At 58.2% G+C, this 22,360-nt stretch carries 25 protein-coding genes; 19 read left to right on the top strand and 6 right to left on the bottom strand.

Annotation, left to right across the window (positions count from 1 at the left end; translation table 11 throughout):
- Window positions 1-21: 21 nt before the first annotated feature.
- Both AEAC466_RS31895 and AEAC466_RS31890 read left to right on the top strand, forming a co-directional pair.
- Window positions 22-1,221 (top strand): GAF domain-containing sensor histidine kinase, encoded by a 1,200-nt coding sequence (locus AEAC466_RS31895; protein ID WP_031238571.1) that lies wholly within the window; start codon window positions 22-24, stop codon window positions 1,219-1,221.
- 398 nt (window positions 1,222-1,619) lie between these two features.
- Window positions 1,620-4,589 (top strand): hypothetical protein, encoded by a 2,970-nt coding sequence (locus tag AEAC466_RS31890; RefSeq protein ID WP_023457874.1) that lies wholly within the window; start codon window positions 1,620-1,622, stop codon window positions 4,587-4,589.
- 18 nt (window positions 4,590-4,607) lie between these two features.
- Here AEAC466_RS31890 and AEAC466_RS31885 read toward each other — a convergent pair whose 3' ends face one another.
- Entirely contained in the window at window positions 4,608-4,865 is a 258-nt protein-coding gene (locus AEAC466_RS31885; protein WP_023457873.1) for a GNAT family N-acetyltransferase, read from the bottom strand.
- A 246-nt stretch (window positions 4,866-5,111) separates the two neighbouring features.
- Between AEAC466_RS31885 and AEAC466_RS31880 the strand changes: the two genes are divergently transcribed.
- From AEAC466_RS31880 to AEAC466_RS31835, 10 genes are all read left to right on the top strand, one after another.
- Window positions 5,112-5,885 carry an SPOR domain-containing protein gene (locus AEAC466_RS31880; RefSeq protein WP_023457872.1) on the top strand — a complete coding sequence of 258 codons (774 nt, stop codon included), beginning with the start codon at window positions 5,112-5,114 and terminating at the stop codon, window positions 5,883-5,885.
- A complete protein-coding gene (gene nagZ / locus AEAC466_RS31875; protein ID WP_023457871.1) occupies window positions 5,885-6,988 on the top strand; it encodes a beta-N-acetylhexosaminidase in 1,104 nt (367 codons plus the stop codon). The genes AEAC466_RS31880 and nagZ overlap by 1 nt, the downstream gene beginning before the upstream one ends.
- A complete protein-coding gene (locus tag AEAC466_RS31870) occupies window positions 6,985-7,866 on the top strand; it encodes a segregation and condensation protein A (RefSeq protein WP_023457870.1) in 882 nt (293 codons plus the stop codon). The genes nagZ and AEAC466_RS31870 overlap by 4 nt, the downstream gene beginning before the upstream one ends.
- The gene (gene scpB, locus AEAC466_RS31865; RefSeq protein ID WP_023457869.1) at window positions 7,856-8,497 is read left to right on the top strand and encodes an SMC-Scp complex subunit ScpB; all 642 of its coding nucleotides are present in this window, start codon (window positions 7,856-7,858) and stop codon (window positions 8,495-8,497) included. Before AEAC466_RS31870 ends, scpB begins: the two co-directional genes overlap by 11 nt.
- A gap of 151 nt (window positions 8,498-8,648) precedes the next feature.
- Window positions 8,649-8,834, top strand: coding sequence for a twin-arginine translocase TatA/TatE family subunit (locus AEAC466_RS31860; RefSeq protein WP_023457868.1), 186 nt, complete (start codon window positions 8,649-8,651; stop codon window positions 8,832-8,834).
- A 66-nt stretch (window positions 8,835-8,900) separates the two neighbouring features.
- Entirely contained in the window at window positions 8,901-9,572 is a 672-nt protein-coding gene (gene tatB / locus AEAC466_RS44110) for a Sec-independent protein translocase protein TatB (RefSeq protein WP_023457867.1), read from the top strand.
- A complete protein-coding gene (gene tatC / locus AEAC466_RS31850; RefSeq protein ID WP_023457866.1) occupies window positions 9,569-10,510 on the top strand; it encodes a twin-arginine translocase subunit TatC in 942 nt (313 codons plus the stop codon). Before tatB ends, tatC begins: the two co-directional genes overlap by 4 nt.
- A gap of 160 nt (window positions 10,511-10,670) precedes the next feature.
- On the top strand, window positions 10,671-11,954 hold the full coding sequence (gene serS, locus AEAC466_RS31845; protein WP_023457865.1) for a serine--tRNA ligase: 1,284 nt from the start codon (window positions 10,671-10,673) through the stop codon (window positions 11,952-11,954).
- Window positions 11,955-12,018: 64 nt separating this feature from the next.
- The gene (gene surE / locus AEAC466_RS31840) at window positions 12,019-12,816 is read left to right on the top strand and encodes a 5'/3'-nucleotidase SurE (RefSeq protein WP_031238564.1); all 798 of its coding nucleotides are present in this window, start codon (window positions 12,019-12,021) and stop codon (window positions 12,814-12,816) included.
- Window positions 12,809-13,471, top strand: coding sequence for a protein-L-isoaspartate(D-aspartate) O-methyltransferase (locus tag AEAC466_RS31835; RefSeq protein ID WP_023457863.1), 663 nt, complete (start codon window positions 12,809-12,811; stop codon window positions 13,469-13,471). The genes surE and AEAC466_RS31835 overlap by 8 nt, the downstream gene beginning before the upstream one ends.
- Here AEAC466_RS31835 and AEAC466_RS31830 read toward each other — a convergent pair.
- Genes AEAC466_RS31830 through AEAC466_RS31815 form a run of 4 tightly spaced genes read right to left on the bottom strand, consistent with a single transcriptional unit; the run spans window position 13,468 to window position 14,963 of the window.
- Complete coding sequence (locus AEAC466_RS31830) at window positions 13,468-13,785, bottom strand: hypothetical protein (protein ID WP_023457862.1); 318 nt, start codon at window positions 13,783-13,785, stop codon at window positions 13,468-13,470. The two genes, AEAC466_RS31835 and AEAC466_RS31830, sit on opposite strands and share 4 nt — an antisense overlap.
- The gene (locus AEAC466_RS31825) at window positions 13,782-14,315 is read right to left on the bottom strand and encodes an RNA polymerase sigma factor (RefSeq protein ID WP_023457861.1); all 534 of its coding nucleotides are present in this window, start codon (window positions 14,313-14,315) and stop codon (window positions 13,782-13,784) included. Before AEAC466_RS31825 ends, AEAC466_RS31830 begins: the two co-directional genes overlap by 4 nt.
- An 8-nt stretch (window positions 14,316-14,323) precedes the next feature.
- A complete protein-coding gene (locus AEAC466_RS31820) occupies window positions 14,324-14,770 on the bottom strand; it encodes a hypothetical protein (RefSeq protein WP_023457860.1) in 447 nt (148 codons plus the stop codon).
- 10 nt (window positions 14,771-14,780) lie between these two features.
- Window positions 14,781-14,963 carry a hypothetical protein gene (locus AEAC466_RS31815; RefSeq protein ID WP_023457859.1) on the bottom strand — a complete coding sequence of 61 codons (183 nt, stop codon included), beginning with the start codon at window positions 14,961-14,963 and terminating at the stop codon, window positions 14,781-14,783.
- Window positions 14,964-15,202: 239 nt separating this feature from the next.
- Between AEAC466_RS31815 and AEAC466_RS0122325 the strand changes: the two genes are divergently transcribed.
- From AEAC466_RS0122325 to AEAC466_RS43715, 7 genes are all read left to right on the top strand, one after another.
- The gene (locus AEAC466_RS0122325; protein WP_023457858.1) at window positions 15,203-16,453 is read left to right on the top strand and encodes a M23 family metallopeptidase; all 1,251 of its coding nucleotides are present in this window, start codon (window positions 15,203-15,205) and stop codon (window positions 16,451-16,453) included.
- A 153-nt stretch (window positions 16,454-16,606) separates the two neighbouring features.
- Window positions 16,607-16,954: a preprotein translocase subunit YajC gene (gene yajC, locus AEAC466_RS31810; protein WP_023457857.1), complete on the top strand. Its 348-nt coding sequence runs from the start codon at window positions 16,607-16,609 to the stop codon at window positions 16,952-16,954.
- Window positions 16,955-16,996: 42 nt separating this feature from the next.
- Entirely contained in the window at window positions 16,997-18,589 is a 1,593-nt protein-coding gene (gene secD / locus AEAC466_RS44755; RefSeq protein WP_023457856.1) for a protein translocase subunit SecD, read from the top strand.
- A gap of 11 nt (window positions 18,590-18,600) precedes the next feature.
- Window positions 18,601-19,575 (top strand): protein translocase subunit SecF, encoded by a 975-nt coding sequence (gene secF, locus AEAC466_RS44750; protein ID WP_023457855.1) that lies wholly within the window; start codon window positions 18,601-18,603, stop codon window positions 19,573-19,575.
- A 51-nt stretch (window positions 19,576-19,626) separates the two neighbouring features.
- On the top strand, window positions 19,627-20,253 hold the full coding sequence (locus tag AEAC466_RS43720) for a DUF998 domain-containing protein (RefSeq protein WP_023457854.1): 627 nt from the start codon (window positions 19,627-19,629) through the stop codon (window positions 20,251-20,253).
- A 33-nt stretch (window positions 20,254-20,286) separates the two neighbouring features.
- Window positions 20,287-20,928, top strand: coding sequence for a hypothetical protein (locus tag AEAC466_RS31795; RefSeq protein WP_023457853.1), 642 nt, complete (start codon window positions 20,287-20,289; stop codon window positions 20,926-20,928).
- Window positions 20,929-20,931: 3 nt separating this feature from the next.
- Window positions 20,932-21,597, top strand: a complete 666-nt coding sequence (locus tag AEAC466_RS43715) for a squalene/phytoene synthase family protein (RefSeq protein ID WP_023457852.1) — start codon at window positions 20,932-20,934, stop codon at window positions 21,595-21,597.
- Between the two features lie 23 nt (window positions 21,598-21,620).
- Here the strand turns inward: AEAC466_RS43715 and AEAC466_RS31790 are convergent, their stop codons facing one another.
- Window positions 21,621-22,340: a DUF1353 domain-containing protein gene (locus AEAC466_RS31790; RefSeq protein WP_235074247.1), complete on the bottom strand. Its 720-nt coding sequence runs from the start codon at window positions 22,338-22,340 to the stop codon at window positions 21,621-21,623.
- Window positions 22,341-22,360: the final 20 nt, after the last annotated feature.

The following is a 22,360-nucleotide window of genomic DNA, read 5'->3' as shown; positions in this document are numbered from 1 at the left end:
CTTATGTGACCAAGTAACCCTATGAACGATGCTTTACTTCAAGAGGATCAAGACCTGTCATCGGATGTTAAAGCCGTTGGTCTGATTGCCGCAGTGCCAAAGATATTAGAGATCGTCTGTCGGACTACGGGGATGGGATTTGCCGCCGTTGCCCGTGTTACCTCCGAGCGCTGGGTTGCGTGCGACGTCCGGGACACTATAGGTTTTGGGCTCAAAGCGGGTGGGGAACTGAAGGTTGAAACCACCATCTGCCACGACATCTGCCGCAACCGTCAGGCGGTAGTGTTCGACGATGCGACCAAGGATCCCGTATATGCCGGTCATCACACGCCTTTGATGTATGGGCTGAAAAGCTACATTTCAGTGCCGATCATACTCGAAGACGGCACGGTCTTTGGCACCTTGTGCGCGATTGACCCAAATCCAGCCCGAATAAACCGGCCGGAAATCATCGGCATGTTTCAGCTTTACGCCGAATTGATTGCCCAGCATCTCGATGGGCAGGAACGTCTGCGTCAGTCCGAGAAGCGGCTATTGGAAGCGCAACGCGTTGCCGAATTGCGTGACCAATTCATCGCCGTATTGGGCCATGACCTGCGTAATCCCTTGGGGGCCATTGCGTCCGGCATTACCTTGCTGGAAAAGACGCCTCTCAACGAGCGCGGGGCAACCCTGGTTGCCATGATGCACAAATCGGCCGGTCGGATGATTGAGCTGATTGAAAATGTCCTGGACTTCGCGCGCGGCCGCCTTGGCGGCGGGGTTGCTCTCGATATTCGTTCCGAGGCCAATCTGGAACAGATTCTGACGCAGGTCATAGGCGAACTGCGTCTGCGGTGGCCGGAGCGGGCCATTTTGGTCGATTATGACCTGGCGGCGCCAGTGGATTGCGACCCTAGCCGGATTGCTCAGTTGTTTTCAAATCTGCTAGGCAATGCCCTGATCTATGGCGCCCCGGATCAACCGGTTCAGGTTGCGGCGCTAAGCAGTGAAAGCCGCTTTGAACTTTCGGTCGCCAATGGCGGCGTCCCGATTCCCGCCGCCGCGATGGCCCGTCTGTTTCAGCCATTCGTGCGCGGCAAAGACTCTTCGGCGCAGCAGGGTTTGGGGCTCGGCCTATATATCGCCTCTGAAATCGCCCGGGCGCATGGCGGCGAGTTAACAGCCCAGTCAGATGCGCGGGAAACCCGGTTTCTTCTGCGTATACTCAAACCCCAGTAAGGCCGCGGAGTAGGGCACGCTTTGGGTTAAAAAAAGACTGCAAAAGTAAGGACATAGAACGCCAAGCTGATGGCGTCAGGTCGGGTACTTCAAGCCGTTTGGCGCGATCGCAGCCAGTGGCAGAAGTGATGTGCTCAGGTCATCCTGACCTTTTCCAGCTTTAACATCTAACTCTCACGAAATACATTGTGTCAATTTTGAAATGCATATGGCAATATTGCAACTATTATGCATGTCTTGAAATAATAATAAATATAATGATCATCGATTTATTTACAATAAATAAGTAATGGCTGCTGTAAATTTGCCTGACCGCATATGGGGTATGGCTCATGAACGCTTTCGATTCATCCTTTATATTGTCTTTGTTTGCTTCAAGCAGCAGCTCGTCAAGCGACATGTCGTCGTTGCTCACCAGTTATTACGATGCCAAGGATGGTATAACGCCCTCGGATGGCACGTCGGCAACCGGCACAGCTAACGCTGGTGTGACGGATACTTCAACCAAGACTACCTCGCCCACCGGCTCTGGCGATGCGCCCGTGGCGCCTTGGTCCGGCGCGAGCACCGCACCGCAGGAAAGTGACCTGGTGAGCGCGGTCATGCAGGGGCAGAACTTTATCAATCCGAACCAGATGACGTCGGACGTAGTTGGATCATCGCCCGACTATACCAAGCTCTTTACGCTCTACCAGGGGCTTAACGCGCTTGAAGGCATAGCCACCGCCGCAGCCTCCAAGACTGTCTCACCCAATCAACTGGCGTTGTATCAGAGCCGTTTCACAGCAGGCATGAGCGAGGTTGAGACCTATCTGTCTGGCACGAAATATGACCACGTCAATCTGACAGAAGGCACGCTTACTCAGGATCTTCAAAATAGCGTTGGCGCAGCTCGCACAAACAGCACCTATGTCGCGCAGAATATCCATCAGGGTTCTACCTCGGACGCGGTCAAGGCTTTCGAAGGCAATGTTCAATTTTCGGTCAGCGTAAAGAGAACCGGCACAGCCACGCCGATAGCCGTCAATTTCGACCTGTCCGAAATGGGCACCCAGACGCGCAGTATGTCGAATGTCACGGCTTATCTGAACGGTAAGTTGAAGGCTGCGGGGCTTGATACGCGTTTTGCCATCCATACGACTCCGGCTGTGCCCGAGACTGAAACCGTCGGCGGCAATACGGTGACGATTTCCCCTGGGCAGCCGTCCTACGGCCTGCAAATAAACGGCGCTTCTTTCGAGACCATGACGTTCAGCGCCCAAGACACCGCCGATTCTGTCTATGTCGCCCAATCGACAGGCGACCCGACCAAGACGCCAACAGCGACCAGCACGAGCGCCACAGCCTCAACCACGTCTTCCGCTACGCCAACCGCGACGACAGACGTTACCTCCCAATTGCTGAAATTCCAGACCGATATTTCCAACACGAGTGGAACTCCGGCAGATCCCGTCTCAAAGATCGGCGACACCTATTATGTCGCAGGCGAGTCGGAGCAGACCAATCTACCGAGCAGCGTTGCCAATGTGACGCTCGGCGATACGAAGTCCACCAATGCCATAACCCAGAACGCCCTGGCGACGGCGGCTGGCCCCGATGGTTCGGTCTACGTGCTCGCTAACGTGGACGCCACCACCTCCGGCCAGACTATCAAGGGGACGCAGGATGTGGCCCTGATGAAGTACGATTCCGCAGGCAAGATAGTCTATACCCGGACACTCGGTGCCTCGGACAGCGCTTCGGGCTATGCCTTGAGTGTCTCAGCCGACGGCAAGGTTGCCGTAGCCGGTTCCGTGACCGGGGCGCTCAACATCAACAATCCGACCACCAAGACCAATGCGATAGGCTTGCCAGTGAGCACGGGCGTCGCAGCCAGCACGTCGGCGCTGAGCGGCCAAAGTCCGACAACGACCGACAGCTTCGTGACGGTGTTCGACGCCAACGGTAACGAGCAGTGGACACAGCGGCGCGGGGCAACGGCGGCGGATCAGGCGACGTCAGTCGCCTTTGGCGCCGACGGCTCGGTCTATGTCGGTGGCAAGACCCAGTCGACCATGCCGGGCGCTTCCGGTTCTGATGGTGGCTGGGATGGTTATGTCATGGGGTTCTCAGCCCAGGGCAAGAGTCTGTTCACTCGACAAACGGGCACACCGCAAACCGATCAGACGGCGCAATTGGCTGTCAATGGGACAACCCTCTATGTCGCTAGTATGCAAAACAATGCTGCGGTGCTGTCGTCCTACGACATCTCGTCCGGCAAAGCCGTGCTGACCGATACGCGCAATCTCGGGGGGATAGGCGGCGGCAATATCAGCGGCATTTCGGTCTACGACGGCAAGGTCTACCTGGGGGGCAGCAGCGGATCGCCCGATCTGCTGAAAACAGGTACGGTTACAAGCACCTATTCCGGCGGCTTCGACGCTTTCGCCCTGTCGGTTGACGCCAATCTCACCAATACAGGTCAGGATAAGGTGGCCTTTTATGGCGGAACCGGGACCGAGAAAAATGCGCAGGTTCAGTTCATGGACGGCAAGGCATGGATTTCCGGCCAGACGAACGGGGCCATCGCCGGCACGACAAAGATCGGCAGCGAAGACGCCTACCTGGCGCGGCTGAACGTCGATACAGGCCAGGTGGAATACCAGACACGCTACAGCGGTGCCGACGGCCAGGTTGCACCCAACGCCATCGCCGTTTCGCAAAATTCGTCCAGCGCGCTCGACAAGCTGGGTTTGCCTCTCGGAACTGTGCAGCAGACTGACTCGAATACTATCGTTTCCAATAGCAGTACCCGGGCTGGGGACATGTTCTATATGGTTGACCCGAACAGCGGGGCCAAAAAGACCATCACGATCAGCGCCGACGATACCATGGCGTCTCTGGCGACCAAGATTGAACGCGCTTCGGGCTATCAGTTGACGGTTACGGTGCAGAAGGTTTTGGGCAAACAGCAGGATCAACTCGACATCAAGCCCGCCGATGGCTCCAGCTCTATGGAGTTCGTCAGTGGCCCGGCCGGGAAGGATGCCCTAAAGGGGCTTGGGCTGCCAGCGGGCCTCGTCAGCAATGCGGCCGGCCAGACGATGGACCCCACGTCGTCTAATTACCTGACGTCGCAAAAGGAAATGGGCTTGAGCTTCGACAGCTCGCTCAATCTTAATTCGACGCAGAATATCGCCAATGCGATAAAGTCGCTTCAGGCGACCATGAGCAATGTGCAAAAGGTCTATTCGTACCTGAAATACGGTGATCCGCAGCCGTCAAAAACCACGACATCGGGTAGCGGCGCCGGCGTTGCGCCGGCGTATTTGACCGCACAGATTGCCAACTATCAGGCTGGTCTGCAACGCCTGCTCGGCGGCGGCTAAGACGCCGATGCGGAGGCGTCAGAGCGTGCGGTGCCGGCGCATCCACGCCGCGGCATAGCCACAGATTGGCACGACGGACAGATGACGCTCTGCCGCCGCCTGCATCACCCCCTCCATAAGGCGTCCGGCGGCGCCCGTACCGCGCAGCGCAGGGGGCGCTTCAACATAGTCGATATACAAAGTGTCGCCGGCTATCCGGTAATCGGCATGGGCGATATGGCCGTCGATATTCAATTCGAACTGGCTTTCGGCAGCATTATCCGTGACACTCGTCATAGCATTTTCTCCTTGTGGGCCGCATTGAGACCGATATCTAGATAAGAAGCCTGGAATAAAGGGGCAATAGCCCAAGGCGACGTCTGATGGTGCAGCACGCCACTTGCGGACATTTTTGGCCACAGGGGTGCCAAAATCGTCCTGTACCCTCTATAGTTCGCGTCCGATTCTGCGGGACACCCGCGCCGGAATCAGAATTATGTTTGTTTTTCCGGTGTGAGGACGCCGGGTTTGGGGAAGTTCACCATGTCAGACTTTGACCGGGAAGATCGCGGCACCTATTCGCCACCGACCGAAGACAATCTGAGTTACGAACCGCGCCGGACGCCGTCTTCGCGCGACCAGGCGCCGGTGACCCTTATCGTGAGCGGTATCTGTCTTGTCGTTCTTCTGCTTGTCGTGGTCATTCTGTATAATTCGGGCCTGAATAAACATGGCAAGATCGCACCGGAAGTCGGTGATTCGATTGGAGATATCAAGGAAGGTCAGGTTCAGGACGCTAAGCCGCTGACCGATCAGGATATGAACGACGCAAGTGTTGCCACCTTTACGCCAGGGTCAGAAGTGCCGGGTCAACGTCCGGCGCCGACTGTTGATGTTGCCCCAGCGCCTGTCGCGCCGATCACCGGACCGCTACCGTCACAGGCGAGCGATAGCGCCCTGACGGCGACCAGCGCGGCCCCGGCACCTTCGTCTACCTCTACGTCGTCCGTTTCTTCGGCCGCGCCCGCCGCTGCCGCTACGTCGTCGTCGACTCCTCCGCTCAAGCTGACCAGCGCGGCCGGCGGTGCGTCGGTGCAGATCGGCGCCTTCACCTCGACCGATATCGCCAACAGCGAATATGCTAAGGTGGCTTCATCCTATGGTCTCTTCGTCGGCGGCGCCGGCAAGAAGATCGAAAAAGTTACAACGCCTAACGGCACCTTTTATCGCACGGCATTCACGGGTCTGACATCTGAAAAGGCCAAGTCCTTCTGTTCGGCGCTCAAGGCAGCCGGGCATGACTGCATCGTAAAATAATGGCCAGGGGAATCGGCGCCTGTATTTTCGGTTTGGGCGGTACGAAGTTGACGGCGGAAGAGGCGCGGTTTTTCGCCGATGCTCAGCCCCTCGGCTTCATACTGTTTCGCCGTAATATCGAGACGCCGGATCAGGTCAAGGCGCTTGTGGCGTCACTGAAAGCCCTGGTGGGGCATGACGCGCTTGTTCTGATCGACCAGGAAGGTGGCCGCGTGCGCCGTTTGCGGCCGCCGCATTGGCCGGACTATCCGCCAGCGTCACGGTTCGGCGAAGTCAGTAACGATTCATTGGAGCAGCGGGAGATAATCCGCCTCGGCGCACGCCTTATGGCGCATGACCTGCGCGCATTGGGGATCAATGTTGACTGCGCGCCCGTACTCGATGTTCCGCAAGCCGGCGCGCACGATGTTGTCGGTGACCGCGCCTACGCGCCCACGGCTCAGGATGTTGCCGTCATGGGCCGGGCCTGCGCCGAAGGTCTGCTGGCGGGCGGGGTTCTGCCGGTCATCAAGCATATTCCTGGGCATGGACGGGCAGGGGCCGATTCGCACAACGACCTGCCGCGTGTCGATAGCTCTCTTGACGATCTTATGGCTGTCGATTTCTACCCGTTCCAGGTCAATGCCGATATGCCGATCGCTATGACTGCCCATGTCCTATACACGGCGATAGACCGGCGTAACCCGGGAACAACGTCACGGAAATGCCTTAAGCTGGTGCGCGACGTCATCGGTTTCGACGGCCTTTTAGTTACCGACGATCTGTCGATGAACGCCCTGTCCGGTGCGTTGAACAAGCGGGCAAAGGCATCCTTGCGGGCGGGTTGTGACGTGCTGCTGCATTGTAACGGCCAAATGGACCAGATGAGGCAGGTCCTGAATGAAACGCCGAAGCTGAAAGGTGAAGCCCTTCGCCGGGCAAAGGCCGCATTGACCCGTATATTGAAGACGCCCGAACCGTTGGATGTCGTCGAGGCACGGGCGCGCTTCGATGGCGTTTTGGCGCGTGGTAACATTGCAGAGTTGCACCGTGATCCCACCGAAGGTCAGGCTATGGAACGTCAGGCGACGGCTGAGCCGGTGACGGCGCAGGGGTCGAGATGAGCACGCGGGACACCGCCCCCAAAGGGTTCGAAAACGATGTGCTGCAAAGGCGTCTCGATTTCGACGGTCCCGGTCCCGAGGTCGCCGAGGAGATTGCCAGCGATGAGGCGCTGATCCTTGATCTTGATGGCTATGAAGGGCCGCTGCATGTGCTTCTGGCCCTGGCGCGCCAGCAAAAAGTTGACCTTCTGAAGATTTCAATTACGCGCCTGGCGGAACAATATCTGACCTTTATACAGGAAGCGCGCCGCCTGCGCTTTGCCCTGGCTGCCGACTATCTGGTGATGGCGTCTTGGCTCGCCTATCTCAAATCGCGCCTGCTGTTACCGAAAACTGAACGCAAGGCGACCAACGAACCGGCGCCGGAAGAGTTGGCCCTGTCTCTGGCCTACCGCCTGAAAAAGCTGGAGGCCATGCGCAAGGCGGTGGAGGCGCTGACGTCGCGCCCGCAACTGCGTCGCGATGTGTTTGCGCGGGGCGACCCGGAAGCCCGCCTGATTATCCCATCTTCGCGCATCGAGGCCAATGTGTTCGACCTGATGAGTGCCTATGTGACGCAGCGTCGCCGCGAACTGGAACGTCATTACGATCCGACGCGCCGGATCGAAGCCTATTCGCTGGAAGACGCGCGCGACAATTTGCGGGCACAGTTGCCGAAGCTCAATAATTGGACGGCTCTGGACGAGGTAGCGCCGCAGCCGCGCAGCGCCGGTGGGCCGCGTCGCGTGTCCTATGTCGCCTCGACCCTTTCGGCTTCGCTAGAATTGGCCAAGGAAGGGCATCTGCAACTTCAACAACTGGCCACGTTCGAAACCCTCTACATGCGCAAACGTCAGGCCCTGATCAACAAGAGCGACGGAGCGTCCAATGACGCCTGAAACCCTGGAACGGGCCATCGAAGCCCTGCTGTTCGCCGCCGACGGTCCGTTGTCGGCGTCGGAAATCGCTTACCGTCTGCCCGAAGGCGCCGAGGTGGGCAAGGCGCTGGCTGCCTTGCGGGCCCGCTATTCCGGGCGAGGCGTGTCGCTGGAGATCATCAATGATCGTTGGCAGTTTCGGACCGCGCCGGACCTGGCCTATCTGATGGTCGAGGAACGTGAGGAGCCGCGCCGGCTGTCCAAGGCCGCGCTGGAGACCCTGGCCATTATCGCCTACCATCAGCCGGTGACGCGCGCGGAAATCGAATCCGTGCGCGGGGTGGGGCTGTCGCGCGGCACGCTTGATGTGTTGCATGAAATGAATCTCATCAAGTTGCGGGGGCGTCGCCGGACACCGGGGCGGCCGGTGACATATGGCACTACGGACTATTTTCTTGAGCAGTTTTCGCTACCCTCCCTGGCCGACCTGCCGGGTGCAGCGGAGATGCGCGCCGCTGGTCTGCTGGATATAAATGTGCCTGCCGATTTCATGGTGCCCGATCCGTCCAATGGGCAGACGACGGAGGACCCGCTGCTACTGGAAGAAATGGAAGAGACCGAGTTCGCGCAGGATTTTTTTGAGAAAGACTGAATGACCAGGATGTGTCGGGATGTCGTGGAAAAAAGACTTTCGCGATGGGACGCTCTGCGACTATAAGGACGTAAATCTGTCCGTATGGACTGACATTTGGGACCTGCGCCACCATCTTTAAGGCGGGGGCAGCAGGTTTAAGGAGATTAAAATGGGTAGCTTAAGTATATGGCACTGGTTGATTGTCGGGGTCTTGGTCCTGGTTTTGTTCGGCGGCGGTAAGCTGTCCGGGCTTATGGGCGACGCGGCCAAAGGCATCAAGGCGTTCAAGAACGGCCTGAAGGACGACGAAGACGAGGTGAAGACCAAAAAGGCCGAAGACGAGCCCAAGGCTTGAGTTTCCTCACGGCTTAGGGCATCACGCGTGATGCAGGCCTCAGAATTCTAAGAGAAAGTCTTTCACATGGTGCCCGGTATCGGGGGCGGTGAGCTCATCCTTATTGCTGTCGTGGCGTTGGTCGTGGTGGGTCCGAAAGACCTGCCCAAGCTTCTGCGCCAGCTTGGCCGGTTTGTCGGCAAGATGCGCCGGATGGCCGACGATTTCCGGACGTCCTTCGACGACATGGCGCGACAGAGCGAACTTGATGACCTGCGCAAGGAAGTCGATGCGCTTAGGTCCGGACGAATATCCGGTCTGGATGATATGACGCATCAAATGAAGGCCATCGAAAGCGATATCAATAACAGCATCAATCCGGGCACCCATTATTACTCTGGCCAGACCGATATTGCTTCGCCCGATGCAGCCGATTTGGGGACGCACGCCGAAGTGTCGGACCCGCAGATGGCGGGGCTTCCGCCGCAAGGTAAGCCGGCCGATGAGGCGACAACGAAGCCGAAGCGCGTTCGTAAGCCCAAGGCGATAGCCGAAGTCGCTGCGGGAGTGCAGACTGCCCCGGAAGCGGCGCCCAAGCCCAAGCCTGCCCGTAAGGCGAAAGCCGCCATCGCTGCCGACTCGACACCGGATACGCCCCAGAGTACGCCCCAGAATACGTCCCTGGAAAAAAAGACCGCATCGCGCAGCGCCGCTAAGGCGGGCGCCAAAGCAAGCGGCAGCAAGAGAAGCGGTACATGACCGACGAAATCAAATTGCCGGTCCCCAAGGCGGCCGAGACCTCCATTATAGAGGACAAGGCGAAGCGCGGCTACGTGACCGCCGATCCGGACGAACTGGATATTGAGGCCTCGCGTGCGCCTTTGATGGACCATTTGATTGAGTTGCGGTCGCGCATCATCATCATGGTTGTGGCGTTTCTCGCCTGTGTTATCGGCTGTTACTGCTTCCACAATCATATTCTGTCCGCTCTGACGCGTCCGCTGGCCGTTGCGTCCTCGCTCTACACAGAACAGCAGGCGCATGGCCACGCGGGCCCGTTCGATTTGATCGGTGTCCTGTTGGGGTTGAAGACGATTGCCAACGTCAAGGATATTCCGCTGATCGCCACGGCGCCGCTTGAGGTGTTCTTTACCAACCTCCGGCTGGCCATGTTCGGCGGTGTGATTGTCAGCTTTCCGGTACTTGCCTTCCAGGTTTATCGGTTTGTGGCGCCAGGCCTGTATAGGCGCGAGCGCATGGCATTCCTGCCGTTTCTTTTGGCCGCGCCGATTCTTTTCCTTCTCGGGATGGCGATGGTCTATTTCCTCATGCTGCCGATGGTGTTGTGGTTCTCGTTGAATCAGCAGGTGGTTGCGTCCGGCGGCGTGGTCGTTCAGTTCATGCCCAAGGTGTCGGAATATCTGGAACTGATTGAAACCCTGATGATCGCCTTCGGTCTGTGTTTTCAGTTGCCGGTCGTCCTGACCCTGCTCGGGTTGACGGGACTTGTGACGTCTAAGATGCTGGGATCGTTCCGTCGTTACGCCATCCTGGCTATTGTCGTGGTCGCCGCGATCGTGACTCCGCCGGACCCGATTTCGCAGTGCATGTTGGCCATCCCCATCGTCCTTCTTTACGAAATTTCGATCCTGTGCGTGAAGGTTATCGAATTCAATCGTAAGGGCAAGGCGGCATAAGGCGTTTGCCATAAGGCAAGGCGAGGGCTTTGACGGTAGTATCTGGACCGTCGCGGTGCCAAGGCCCCTTGACCCTCCCTGCCACAATAGCTTATCCCCATCGGCGATATGTCGCCCGGCAGTGGGCGATGTGAACGGTATATAAATCGAGGCTAAGACCATGCACGATATCAAGGCTCTACGCGAAAACCCTCAGAACTTCGTTCAGGGCTGGTCGCGCCGTGGCCGCGAAACGGCGCAGTCGGACGTCGATGGGCTGCTGGCTTTGGATGCGGACCTGCGTGCCGCGCAGACGGCGTTTCAGGCCGCGCAAAGCCGCCGCAACGAGGTCTCTAAGCAGATCGGTCAGGCTAAGGCCCAGAAGGACGAGGTCAAGGCCCAGGGCCTGATGGCTGAAGTCGAGAGCCTGAAGACCACGATCGAATCTGAGGAAACCAAGCAGCGTGAGTTTGGCGAAGCTTTGAAAAGCAAACTGGCCGAACTGCCCAATGTGCCGCTCGATGAGGTGCCGGACGGCGCTGACGAGGCGGGCAATGTTGAGGTGCGCAAACATGGCGCGCCCAATATCCTCGCCTTTACCGCCAAGGATCACGCTGATCTCGGTGAAGCGCTCGGCCTGATGGATTTTGAAGCCGCCGCCAAGATGTCCGGCGCGCGCTTTGTGGTGCTGAAAGGTCAGTTGGCCCGTCTGGAGCGCGCCATCGGCCAGTTCATGCTGGATATTCAGACGCTTGAGCACGATTACACCGAGGTCAATCCGCCGGTTCTGGTCCGCGCGGAAACCTTGTTTGGGACCGGCCAGTTGCCGAAGTTCGAGGAAGATCTGTTCAAGACGACGGACGACCGTTACCTGATCCCGACCGCCGAAGTGACTCTGACCAATCTGGTTCGTGAGGCGATCACAGCTGAGGAAGAGTTGCCGTTGCGGCTCACCGCCCTGACCAACTGTTTCCGCGCCGAAGCCGGGTCTGCTGGTCGTGACACCAAGGGAATGATCCGCCAACATCAGTTCCAAAAGGTCGAACTCGTTTCGATCACCACACCGGAGCAATCGGGTGAAGAGCACGACCGCATGACGGCGTGCGCTGAGGCTGTCCTGAAAAAGCTCGATCTGTCTTTCCGCACCATGTTGCTGTGTACTGGCGATATGGGCTTCGGGGCGCGCAAGACCTACGATCTCGAAGTGTGGCTGCCGTCGCAGAACACCTATCGCGAAATCTCTTCCTGCTCTAACTGCGGTGACTTCCAGGCGCGCCGCATGGATGCCCGCACGCGCAAGGCCGGCGACAAAGGCACGCGCTTCGTTCATACGCTCAATGGTTCGGGCCTCGCTGTTGGACGGACTCTTGTGGCGATCATGGAAAATTACCAGGATGAGGCCGGTCGCATCGCCATCCCGTCAGCGCTCCAACCCTATATGGGCGGGCTTACCCATATTGGCTAAAGTCGTCTAAAAAGGGGGCTCTGCCCCCTTGCTCACCGGCTTCAAATCGCCGTACAAACGGCGCATGCGTATCCTGCTGACCAACGACGACGGCATCGAGGCCTTTGGCCTGAAGGTGCTTTACGATATCGCCACCGCCCTGAGCGATGATGTCTGGGTGTGTGCGCCTACCTACGAACAGTCGGGCAAGGGCAGGGGCGTCACGCTGCATGATCCGCTGCGCGCCAAACGCTTGGGAGACAAGCGGTTCTGCGTCACCGGCACGCCGACCGACTGCGTGCAGATTGCGGTAAATGACCTGATGGATGCACCGCCAGATCTGGTGCTGTCCGGTGTCAATCGGGGGTTCAACCTGGCGCAGGACGTTACCCTGTCAGGCACGGTGGCGGGCGCCTTGCAAGGTATGTCCCTCGGTATTCCCTCCATTTCCCTTTCGCAATGTCTCGACTTCGATGTCGATATCGAAGCCCAGTGGTCAGCGGCGCAGACATATGGCGCCCCGGTCATCAGCAACCTGATCCAGCAGGGCTGGCCGTCGGATTGCATCATCAATATCAATTTTCCCAATTGCGGCGCTGACGACGTGGCGGGTGTCGAGGTCACAAAACAGGGTATTCGCGATCTGCATGAGATGCACGCCGTCAAGCGTGTCGATCCGCGCGGCCGCGACTACTATTGGATCGATTTTCATAACTACGAACAGAAGCTGGCCGACGGCAGCGATTTGAAGGCTGTTGCCGAAAATCGCATCTCGGTGACGCCGCTGCACCTCGACCTTACGCACTACGAGACCCTGTACCGGCTGAAGAAAACGCTCGGCGGGGTGGCGCCGAAAAAAGTGGAGACCGCCGCCGATGTCTGAGAAAGTCAACGACGGTCCGGAGCGGACCCGGCTGCAACGCCTGCTCGACACGCTGAAGGCACAGGACATTACAGATAAAAAGCTGTTGCACGCGCTGGAATATACGCCGCGTGACCTATTTGTGCCTGAGCTTTTCCTCGACCGGTCCTGGGAAGACTCCGCTATTCCCATCAATTGCGGTCAGACCATTTCCCAACCCTATATCGTCGCCTTGATGACCCAGGCGCTAAAGATAGAAGGGCGGCACCGTGTACTCGAAATCGGAACCGGCAGCGGTTATCAGACCGCGGTCCTGAGCCGGCTGGCGCGCTATGTCTATACCATCGAACGATATCGCTCGTTGATGGTCGAGGCGGAAATCCGCCATAAGCGTCTTATGCTGGAAAACATAATCTACCGGTTCGGCGATGGCTGGGAAGGCTGGCCGGAACAGGCGCCGTTCGACCGTATCCTGGTCACGGCCGCCTTGCCGGAAGTGCCAACCCCTTTGCTGGCACAGCTAAAGCCCAAGGGCATCATGGTTGGCCCCCTGGGGAAAGGCTCGACACAGCGGCTCATGCGCTATGTCAAATTGCAGGGTGATGATTTTCTCAAGGAAGACCTGGGCGAGGTAAGATTCGTACCGCTTATCGCCGGTGTCGCCAGGGAAAACTAGAGCCGGATACCGAATTCCCGTAAAGCCGGGCGTATTTGATACAAGCCAAAAGCCGCCATGGCGAGGCAGGCCAGCATAATGACGGCTGGCGTCGCCGCCTGCCCCAAGGTGATAAGTCCGGGCGTAACGTGAGGCATGACGATGTAGAGCAAGACGGCCAGGGCCGCGCAAGCACCTGTGCACAGAGCGATGTTTTCAATCAGGCGGCGGCGTTCGACCTTCTGCATAACTTCAATGGTAAAGCTCAGGTCGCGCGCCAACGGGGTTGCCGGTTCGTCGGCCATCAACAGGGCTTTCAGGGCGTCTTCACTCATGACGAAACTCCAAGCAGGGCGTTGAGCTTTTCACGCCCCTTCTGAATATGCGATTTAACTGTGCCCAAAGGAAGGCCCAAAATCTCAGCGGCTTCGCTGTGGCTGTAGTCGCCGGCGACGCAAAGTGATACGGCGGCGCGCTGCTCAATCGGCAATTGTGCCAGCGCAGCCTGAACGGTCAGACGTGAATCAACAGTTGATGTATGGCTTTGCGGGGTCAGGCCCTGCCACTCAGTATCGCGCGCGCCGGAACGGTTAAACCGCCTGCGATCATTGAGCGCCTTACGATAGGCGATGCCACAGACAAAGGTGCGAAACGACACGCCGTCAATCAGCTTGTGCAGGTTGGCCCAGGCGGTCACGAAGGCGTCCTGTGCCAGATCATCAGCATCATCCGGCAATGCGCACAGGCGGCGCACGAAGCCGCGCACCGCCTGTTGATGGTCGTTGACCAGTCGCGAAAATGCCTCATCGGAACCCTGGCGCGCGCGCTGGATCAGGTCTGCCTGGGACGGGAGGTAGCTGGGCATTGCCGGCTTTATTTCTTCAGGTCGTCGTCGATACGATCGTCACCGTAGCGTGGCGCGCTCAGGCTGCGGATAACCGCTAGAACGAACATGCAGGCAGCCGCCACGCCAAAACCGGTAGCCAGGGCAATAAAGGTGGGGCCCCCTTCACCATAATGGCCGAAATAGCCGAAACCGGCGGCGAGCGCACCGAACGTCACAACGGCTCCCCAGGGACTGCGGCGGTAGCGACGGCGATACCGATAATGATCGCGGTCAAAGGCCCGATCCTCGTCCGAGCGCAGTACATCGAGCAGGGCAGCGGGCGGCTCCTTACCCTGATCGGCATACATCTTGATCATCCTGAGCGTTTCCGTCCGCGTAAGATGGCGGCTGATCATGGCGAACACCCCCATTAACATGCCGCCGATCGGAAAGATCAGCCACCAGAAGCTATAAAAGAGTTGCGTGGAAGTCATGACCTTATCCTCAACGATTGATTTCGCGGCGCAGGGCATCGGGAATGTCCTTGCCCTGAGCCAGATAGGATTTCATCAGGTCCAACTTGCGCTGGTCATAGAGGCCCCGCAGCACAAGGCGCACAATTCCAAAGACCATCCACATGATCGGGAAGATCAGCCACCAGAAACAGGTAAAAAGCTCGACAGTCATTTTTTGTCTCCAAAGGATTTGGGGGGCGGGAAGGAGAACCGCTTTCCGCTTTCAAACCTTGATGTCCGCCGACGGCGAGATTGGATGTGCAAAACGCAAAAATTTCGATTTTTTTGTACCTGTCCCCGGTTTTGACCGAATTTCGGGCTCTGCTGCGCGTTTCCGTAAACGAATCGTTATCCATAAGTTCGCATAGAGTATGGCTAGCAAAGCCTTAATTCCCTGAGATGGAGCCTATCATGATCCCGCACGACCACTACCCGGATCGCCGCACACGCCGCCCGGCGGTTCAGTTCGCGATGATGGGCCTTGGCGGTGTGATGGTGTTGGCGTTGCAGGCTTGCACCGCGACGCCGATAAAGCCGAAATATCCCATCTATATGCAGGACCGCCCGGCGCCAGTGGCGGCAGTGCCTGTCCAATCGGCACAGAAACCTATAGATGAAGTGCCCACCATGACGACTCCCTCGCCGTCGGGTAGCGTGCAGGTGGCCGATCTGGATCCGCCACCACCACCACCTCCACCAGCGGAAACGGTGTCGCCGCGTCCCGTCGCGTCCAAGCCCACGGCCACGGCACCCGTTCGCGAAACGCGCGTGTCCTATGTTTATGTCATGCAGGCCAAAGACACCCTTTTCGGCGTATCTCGCCGTTTTGGCGTGCCGATAAAGGAGTTGTATACGCTCAATGACCTGACGGCCGACAGCCCGATCCGCATCGGCCAGAAGGTTCTCCTGCCCGCTAAGGCGGCCGACAAAGGCAGCGAAGAGCATGCCAGTGGACCGGCAATGACAAAAGTGATGACTACGGTCGCAGTGGCCCCGACGCATCACGAAGTCGCCTCAAAGCCTTCGACACCAACGCCTGGGGGGACAAAACCCGCAGTCGCTAAGCCTGGCGTCGAGGCGCCAGCAATAGCTTCCCAGGCGCCCACCCATTCCACAAAGCCCTCCGTGCCGCCGCCCGGTTCGGCATCGGCGACCACCCCGCCTATCCGGACGGTTGAGACGCCGGCCTCTGCGCCTGCCGCCAAGCCGGTTGTCACCAAGCCTACGCCGACCAGCGGCTTCCCGGCCAATGCCCAGATCGCCCAGATGGGAAAAGGCAAGTTTGTATGGCCGGTCAGGGGGCGAATTCTCGTACCGTTCGGTCAACTCGCGCCGAACGTCCGTAATGACGGTATCAACATCGCCTCAAGCGCGGGGACAGAGATCAAGGCAGCCTCCGATGGCGTCGTCGTTTACGAAGGTGATCAGGTCAAGGAACTGGGCAACACCATTTATATCAAGCATGAGGATGGTTGGTATACCGGATATTCCCACCTCCAGGGCATGAAGGTTCGAAACAACGAACGCGTGTCGAAAGGGCAGGTGATCGGCACGGTCGGCCAGACAGGCACGATCGACCAGCCGCAGCTGCATTTCGAAATCCGCTACACACCGTCTACCGATATCGCTAAGCCGATCGACCCGACACTTGTCCTGCCTTGATCTATAAAGGGGAGGGCACCGAAGGCGGCTCAAAAAGGGCGTGGCAAATATGTCATTGACCTTTTTTTTGTTCCGCCTATGTATGGCGAACTCATTTTTACCCGCCACTTGAAAGGGCGTGTGTAAGAAATCAATGACATTCAGGAGACGTTAGTGTTCGCAACACCCGCCTTTGCCCAAGCCGCCGGAGCCGCTCCCGCCGCCGGCGGTGACCTTTTGACCATGCTGCCGATGATGCTGGTCCTTTTCGGCGCCATGTACTTCTTCATGATCCGTCCGCAGAGCCAGCGTGCCAAGCAGCACAAGGCTATGCTGGCTGGCTTGAAGCGCAACGACACGGTCGTACTGTCGTCAGGCCTCATCGGTAAGGTGACCCGCATCGAAGACGCTGAAATCATGGTTGAAGTCGCAACCGGCGTAAATGTTCGCGTGGTCAAGGCCATGATTGCCGAGGTCCGGGTCAAGGGTGAACCGGCGCCAGCCAACGACGCCAAGAGCTAATCACGCCTTCCTTTTGCAGTTTCAAGACCGAGCATTCCGATCATGATCAACTTATCGCGCTGGAAGGTAGGACTGGTAATCGCCGCCGTCCTTCTGGGCACACTTTTTGCCTTGCCCAACTTCCTGCCGGCCTCAGTGCGGGATCAGGTCAAGGGATATATGCCCACCCAGATACTAAATCTCGGTCTTGACCTGCAGGGCGGCTCCTATCTGCTTCTTGAGGTGGATACGGATGCGCTGATCGCGGAAAAGACAAACAATCTGACCGAAGACGCGCGCATGCGCCTCAACGATGCCAAGATCCAATTCTCCGGCCTAGCGTCCAAGGGCACGACGGTTACGGTTCGCATCACGGATCCGACCCGGGTTCAGGACGCTTTCACCCTGCTGAACCGCCTGGGAACCCCGCTGCCGAAAAATCCGAGTATACGCGATATCGATGTTCAGCGTGGCAGCGACCAGACCATCATCCTGACCCTCACCCAGGACGGCATCCGTTCCGTCTCTGCCCTGGCCGTCGATACCTCGATTGAAACCATTCGCCGCCGCGTCGATAATATCGGTACCAAGGAACCCTCAATCGCGCGCCAGGGGGTCAACCGCATCACGGTCGAAGCCCCGGGCGAAAGCGATCCTGAGCAACTGAAGAAGATCATTGGTCAAACGGCCAAGCTGACATTCCAGATGGTTGATGAGACCGTCAGCCCCGCCGACCTGGCCGCCAATCGCATTCCGCCGGGCTCAGAAGCACTTATGGACGAAAGCGTGGGGCGTCCGCTCGTCGTCCGTAAAGCCGTGCTCGTATCGGGTAACAGCCTCACCAAGGCGTCAGTCGGTACCGACCAGTATAACCGCCCTGCCATCGATTTCGCTTTCAATGGTGATGGCGCCGCCAAGTTCGGTAATGCCACCGCGCGCAATATCGGTAAGCGTTTCGCCATTATCCTCGATGGCCGTATCGTTTCTGCCCCAACTATCCAGGGCGCAATCACCGGTGGCCACGGTCAGATCACCGGCAATTTCACGGCGCGTGAAGCCTCGGATCTCGTCGCGGTTCTGAACGGGGGCGCCTTGCCCGCACCGCTCAAGTTCGAAAGCCAGCGTACCGTCGGCGCCGAATTGGGCGCGGATGCCGTGCATAAGGGCATTATCTCCACAATCATCGCTTTCATCACCATCGTTGTCTTCATGCTCTTGGCCTATGGCTTCGTGTTCGGGGGGGTGTCGATTGCGGCCTTGTTGATCAACCTGCTGCTGATCATTGCCTCCATGACTGCTTTCCAGGCAACACTGACATTACCGGGTGTCGCCGGGTTGATCTTGTCCCTCGCGGTCGCCGTTGATGCCAACGTCCTGATCTATGAACGGATACGCGATGAAGAACGCACCGGCCACAAGCCGATCGCCGCACTCGATGTCGGCTTTTCGCGCGCCCTGGTGTCGATCATGGATGCCAACATCACGTCGTTGATCGCCGCGCTGATCATGTTTGTCTTCGGTGCCGGTCCGGTTCGCGGCTTCGCCTGGACACTGATGATCGGTGTTTTTACCTCGGTTTTCTCCGCCATTCTGGTCAGCCAGGTCCTGCTCGGCTGGTGGTATCGCGCCACCAAGCCGAAGAAGCTCCCCATTTAAGGTAATTCGCCATGCAATGGCCTTTGATTAAAAACCTCCCGACCGAATTCCACTTCCGCTTCACGAAGTATGCGCCGATCGCCGCCATCTTTTCCGGCCTGTGCATCATCGGCACTATTGCGGTTTTGTTCCTGCAAGGGTTGAACCTGGGGACCGATTTCGCGGGCGGAAACGTGCTGGAAATCGAAACGCCAGCGGTCGCCGACCTAGGGGTTCTGCGCGCGCGTATGCACAGCTTTGGCGTCGAAGATGCTTCGGTGCAAAACTTTGGCGGCCCGCGTGATGTCATTCTGAAATTCAAGCTCGCTGAGGCCAATCAGTCGGAACTTGGTGTAGAAGCTGTCAAAACCAAGCTGGCCGCGGCATTTCCGGGAGTCGTTTTCAAGCGCACGGAAGTGGTCGGCCCAAAGGTTTCTTCCGAATTGTTGCGGTCCGGCGTTCTGGCCCTTGGGGCGGCGCTATTGTTGATGCTGATCTATATCTGGATACGTTTCCCGTCGGGTCTGCAATTCGGCTCCGGCGCGGTGATCGCCGTTATTCACGACGTCGTTCTGACCATCGGGATCATGGCGGTATTGCAAATCGAATTCACCATGACCTCCATCGCGGCGCTTTTGACTGTTATCGGTTACTCAATGAACGAAAAGGTCATTACTTTTGACCGGTTGCGTGAAAATCTTCGCAAGTTCAAGAAGACCCCGCTGGCGGATATCATCAATCTGTCGGAAAATGAGCGTCTGTCGCGGACCATCATTACCGGCTCAACGGCCGTTCTCGCCCTGGCGGGTATGTTGTTCCTCGGCGGACCTGCCCTGTTTCCGCTGGTCTTCGCCATGGTGTTCGGTATTCTGGTCGGCACCTATTCCTCCATCTATGTCGCCCTCCCGATCATCCTGATATGGGGCGTCAACCGCAACGATCCCGATGCGGAAATCGTCGATCTGGGCGGGTTCAAGGGCGGCAAGAAGCCCCCCCAAATGCCGTGATTTTCAAAATGGCGTGCGGCTTGTCAGGCCGCGTCATTGTAGAGTGTGTTCATGCGTAAGGCGGCGTTCAGTCTGTTGATCATGGGGGAAGGCATCTTTCTCGCCCTGATCTGCGTTGGCGGCGCCTATTATCCCGGCTATGACCAAAGCCGGCAATTCATTAGCGAACTGGGCGCCACTGGTGCTCTGACAGGCCCCGCCGTAAGTTGGTGGGGCTTTTTGCCGAGTGGCCTGCTGATTACGGCCTTTTGCCTTATCGCTGCGTTCGATATGCGCCGACATCTACTGTCCGCTGTCAGTCTGTGCCTGATCGCCTGGTACGCGACCGATCTGATCGCCAGCGCGATCTACCCCTGCAATTTTCGGTGCGTGCCGACGGCCGCCGGGTCTGTTCAACTCATTCACGACCTAATAGGAGGGACGGGCTATATCGCGGGCCTCGTGGGGGCTTTGCTTGCAGGGTACGCTGCCCGCCACAGCCAGGCCGCGTGGCTCTTTCGGTTGGGTGTCGCCTGCGCCCTGGTCGGCGCCGTAGGATTGTCCGGGCTGGCGGCGGGCATTGAATATCGCGGTCTGTCCCAACGCATTCTCGAACTGGTCATCATGATCTTTTTGCTGTCCTATGGATGGGCCTTTGCAAACGGTCGTTTGGTTGGCATTGGTGACGAACTGGCTTAAGGTGGGAGTCGGGCTTAAAGCAGGGGTAAAGCGATGGCTGGTTTTCTGGGCAATTTCCGCAATGTGATGATCGTCAGTTTACTGCTGGCTGTGGTGGTGATTGTCGGTTTCGGCATGCACGCGCCGGGCCGGTTCGACACCATCTTCCTTATGGCGGTGCTGCGCTGGGCGCACGTCCTATGCGGCATTTTATGGGTCGGACTGCTCTACTACTTCAACTTCGTCCAGATCCGCGTCATGCCGGACATTCCTGCCGACCTGAAGCCGGCCGTTAGCAAATATATTGCGCCGGAAGCCTTGTTCTGGTTCCGCTATGCGGCTCTGTTTACCGTTGTGTTTGGCCTGGCTCTGGCCTGGCTGCGCGGATACATCGCCCAGGCCCTGAGCTTCGGCTTTGCAACGCCGTCGGCCAGTGGTTATGTCTTCGGCTATGACAGCGCCAATTCAGGTTTTATCTTCATCGGCGTCGGCATGTGGCTGGGCCTGATCATGTTCTTCAATGTCTGGCACAAGATATGGCCGGCGCAGAAGATCGCTTTGGGCATGCGTGACGGTTTTACCGTCGAACAAAAAGCCGCTGCCGCCAAAAAGGCCATGGTTTTCTCGCGCATCAACACGCTGCTCTCCCTCCCGATGCTGGCTTCCATGGCCATGTACCAGACCATTTTTGGATAAACAGTGACGTCCTCAGAAGTAGTACCCAAGTCCGAGGACGTTCGTCTCGCTTGTGCCTTTATCGCCGATGCGGACAAGCGCGCCGACATACTGGCGCTGTTTGCCTTCCTGGAAACCTTGCGTGACATTCCTGAGCGTGTCTCCGATCCGCTGATGGGCGAAATCCGCCTGCGATGGTGGTATGAGGCGATCGAGGAAATAGAGCAGGGCGGGTCCGTACGCTATCATCCGCTCACCGAGGTGCTCAAACGGTTGGTCGAGACCTATAGGTTGACGCCTAAGGCCTTTTACGACGTGATCGAAGGGCAGATGCCTTTGCTCGATAAAGGGCCATTGACCGTGGCGGACGCCTTGAGCGTGGTTGATAGCGGCGAGGGGGCGGTTTTGCGCCTGGCATGCGAAGTGCTTGGAAAGCCGGCGGATCTTACGGATGTGGCGCGCCTGTATGGCATGGCTCAGATCAAGGCCTCCCGAGGTTTAAGCGACGGTGGGGATATGGAGCTGGCCCACCTACGGCGTGAAGCCATGAAGACGAGCGGACTTTCGGCGGACATTATGCCGCTGGCCTTGCCGGCTGTTCTGGCAGTCGATTACTGGCAGGGGCGTCCCCCGGGGCCGCTGTCGAAGCGCGTGCGCCTATTACGGGCCTTTATCACCGGAAAGATTTAGTACCCCTGCGCCTCGGCCAGCATTCAGGTCTTCTTCTTTTTCTTGAATAGACTGTCGCTGATCCAGTTGCTCGAATCCGGCTTTTCGATAACAGGCGGCGGTACGCTGACGATGGTGGGCTTTTCCGGATAGGCGCGCCAGCCGCTTTGAACCAGCTCGTTGAAACCGACGCATTTGGGCATGACACGCACCGTGCCTGTCCTGGGCTTGGCAAACGGCGCCGGTTGACGCAGGTCCTGGCGCGTCGGGTCGACGAAGGCCCAGTCGCTGGCCAGACCATAGCCATTCTGGCCGCCGGCTCGTACGGCATTGTAGGCAATTCGCGCCTGATATTCCGGTACGCCGTACTTGATCATTGCCCGGTAAAAAATAGCATCGGCTTCTTCGCGCTTGCCCGGTTCACCTATGGTGTAAAGCCAATCGTGAACGATGGCCGCGCGCGCGGTTGGTCCTTGCGGATCGATGAAGCTTTGGCCGTACCATGGCACGCTGGCGAAATCGGTGACATACCATTTGGGCACCACAATCACGCGGCCGGTCCCCGGATCACAGTACGGAAATTCCGCATTGAGCGTGAAGAGCTTACGGCCGTTTTTGAGCTGGTTGAACAGCATGATCGGCTGTGGCGTCAATGAACTGGGCGGCGTCGGTGCGATCACCGGCACGTACACCGTTTCCTTGGTTGGCGCCGTCGCGCAACCCGCGACAATTGCCAACAGGGCTAACGGCAGGAGTTTCAAAATACGCAAACGGGTATCCCCAC

It is taken from the genome of Asticcacaulis sp. AC466 (genome assembly GCF_000495815.1).
GTDB lineage: Bacteria > Pseudomonadota > Alphaproteobacteria > Caulobacterales > Caulobacteraceae > Asticcacaulis.
Note: the sequence above shows the minus strand (reverse complement) of the source record. Positions and strands in the feature narration are given on the sequence as shown.

What these genes read in the sequence shown, in the direction of transcription:
- AEAC466_RS31895 (WP_031238571.1), top strand. Translation starts at nt 22, where the DNA reads ATGAACGATGCTTTACTTCAAGAGGATCAAGACCTGTCATCGGATGTT.
- AEAC466_RS31890 (WP_023457874.1), top strand. Translation starts at nt 1,620, where the DNA reads ATGTCGTCGTTGCTCACCAGTTATTACGATGCCAAGGATGGTATAACG.
- AEAC466_RS31885 (WP_023457873.1), bottom strand. Translation starts at nt 4,865, where the DNA reads ATGACGAGTGTCACGGATAATGCTGCCGAAAGCCAGTTCGAATTGAAT.
- AEAC466_RS31880 (WP_023457872.1), top strand. Translation starts at nt 5,112, where the DNA reads ATGTCAGACTTTGACCGGGAAGATCGCGGCACCTATTCGCCACCGACC.
- nagZ (WP_023457871.1), top strand. Translation starts at nt 5,885, where the DNA reads ATGGCCAGGGGAATCGGCGCCTGTATTTTCGGTTTGGGCGGTACGAAG.
- AEAC466_RS31870 (WP_023457870.1), top strand. Translation starts at nt 6,985, where the DNA reads ATGAGCACGCGGGACACCGCCCCCAAAGGGTTCGAAAACGATGTGCTG.
- scpB (WP_023457869.1), top strand. Translation starts at nt 7,856, where the DNA reads ATGACGCCTGAAACCCTGGAACGGGCCATCGAAGCCCTGCTGTTCGCC.
- AEAC466_RS31860 (WP_023457868.1), top strand. Translation starts at nt 8,649, where the DNA reads ATGGGTAGCTTAAGTATATGGCACTGGTTGATTGTCGGGGTCTTGGTC.
- tatB (WP_023457867.1), top strand. Translation starts at nt 8,901, where the DNA reads ATGGTGCCCGGTATCGGGGGCGGTGAGCTCATCCTTATTGCTGTCGTG.
- tatC (WP_023457866.1), top strand. Translation starts at nt 9,569, where the DNA reads ATGACCGACGAAATCAAATTGCCGGTCCCCAAGGCGGCCGAGACCTCC.
- serS (WP_023457865.1), top strand. Translation starts at nt 10,671, where the DNA reads ATGCACGATATCAAGGCTCTACGCGAAAACCCTCAGAACTTCGTTCAG.
- surE (WP_031238564.1), top strand. Translation starts at nt 12,019, where the DNA reads ATGCGTATCCTGCTGACCAACGACGACGGCATCGAGGCCTTTGGCCTG.
- AEAC466_RS31835 (WP_023457863.1), top strand. Translation starts at nt 12,809, where the DNA reads ATGTCTGAGAAAGTCAACGACGGTCCGGAGCGGACCCGGCTGCAACGC.
- AEAC466_RS31830 (WP_023457862.1), bottom strand. Translation starts at nt 13,785, where the DNA reads ATGAGTGAAGACGCCCTGAAAGCCCTGTTGATGGCCGACGAACCGGCA.
- AEAC466_RS31825 (WP_023457861.1), bottom strand. Translation starts at nt 14,315, where the DNA reads ATGCCCAGCTACCTCCCGTCCCAGGCAGACCTGATCCAGCGCGCGCGC.
- AEAC466_RS31820 (WP_023457860.1), bottom strand. Translation starts at nt 14,770, where the DNA reads ATGACTTCCACGCAACTCTTTTATAGCTTCTGGTGGCTGATCTTTCCG.
- AEAC466_RS31815 (WP_023457859.1), bottom strand. Translation starts at nt 14,963, where the DNA reads ATGACTGTCGAGCTTTTTACCTGTTTCTGGTGGCTGATCTTCCCGATC.
- AEAC466_RS0122325 (WP_023457858.1), top strand. Translation starts at nt 15,203, where the DNA reads ATGATCCCGCACGACCACTACCCGGATCGCCGCACACGCCGCCCGGCG.
- secD (WP_023457856.1), top strand. Translation starts at nt 16,997, where the DNA reads ATGATCAACTTATCGCGCTGGAAGGTAGGACTGGTAATCGCCGCCGTC.
- secF (WP_023457855.1), top strand. Translation starts at nt 18,601, where the DNA reads ATGCAATGGCCTTTGATTAAAAACCTCCCGACCGAATTCCACTTCCGC.
- AEAC466_RS43720 (WP_023457854.1), top strand. Translation starts at nt 19,627, where the DNA reads ATGCGTAAGGCGGCGTTCAGTCTGTTGATCATGGGGGAAGGCATCTTT.
- AEAC466_RS31795 (WP_023457853.1), top strand. Translation starts at nt 20,287, where the DNA reads ATGGCTGGTTTTCTGGGCAATTTCCGCAATGTGATGATCGTCAGTTTA.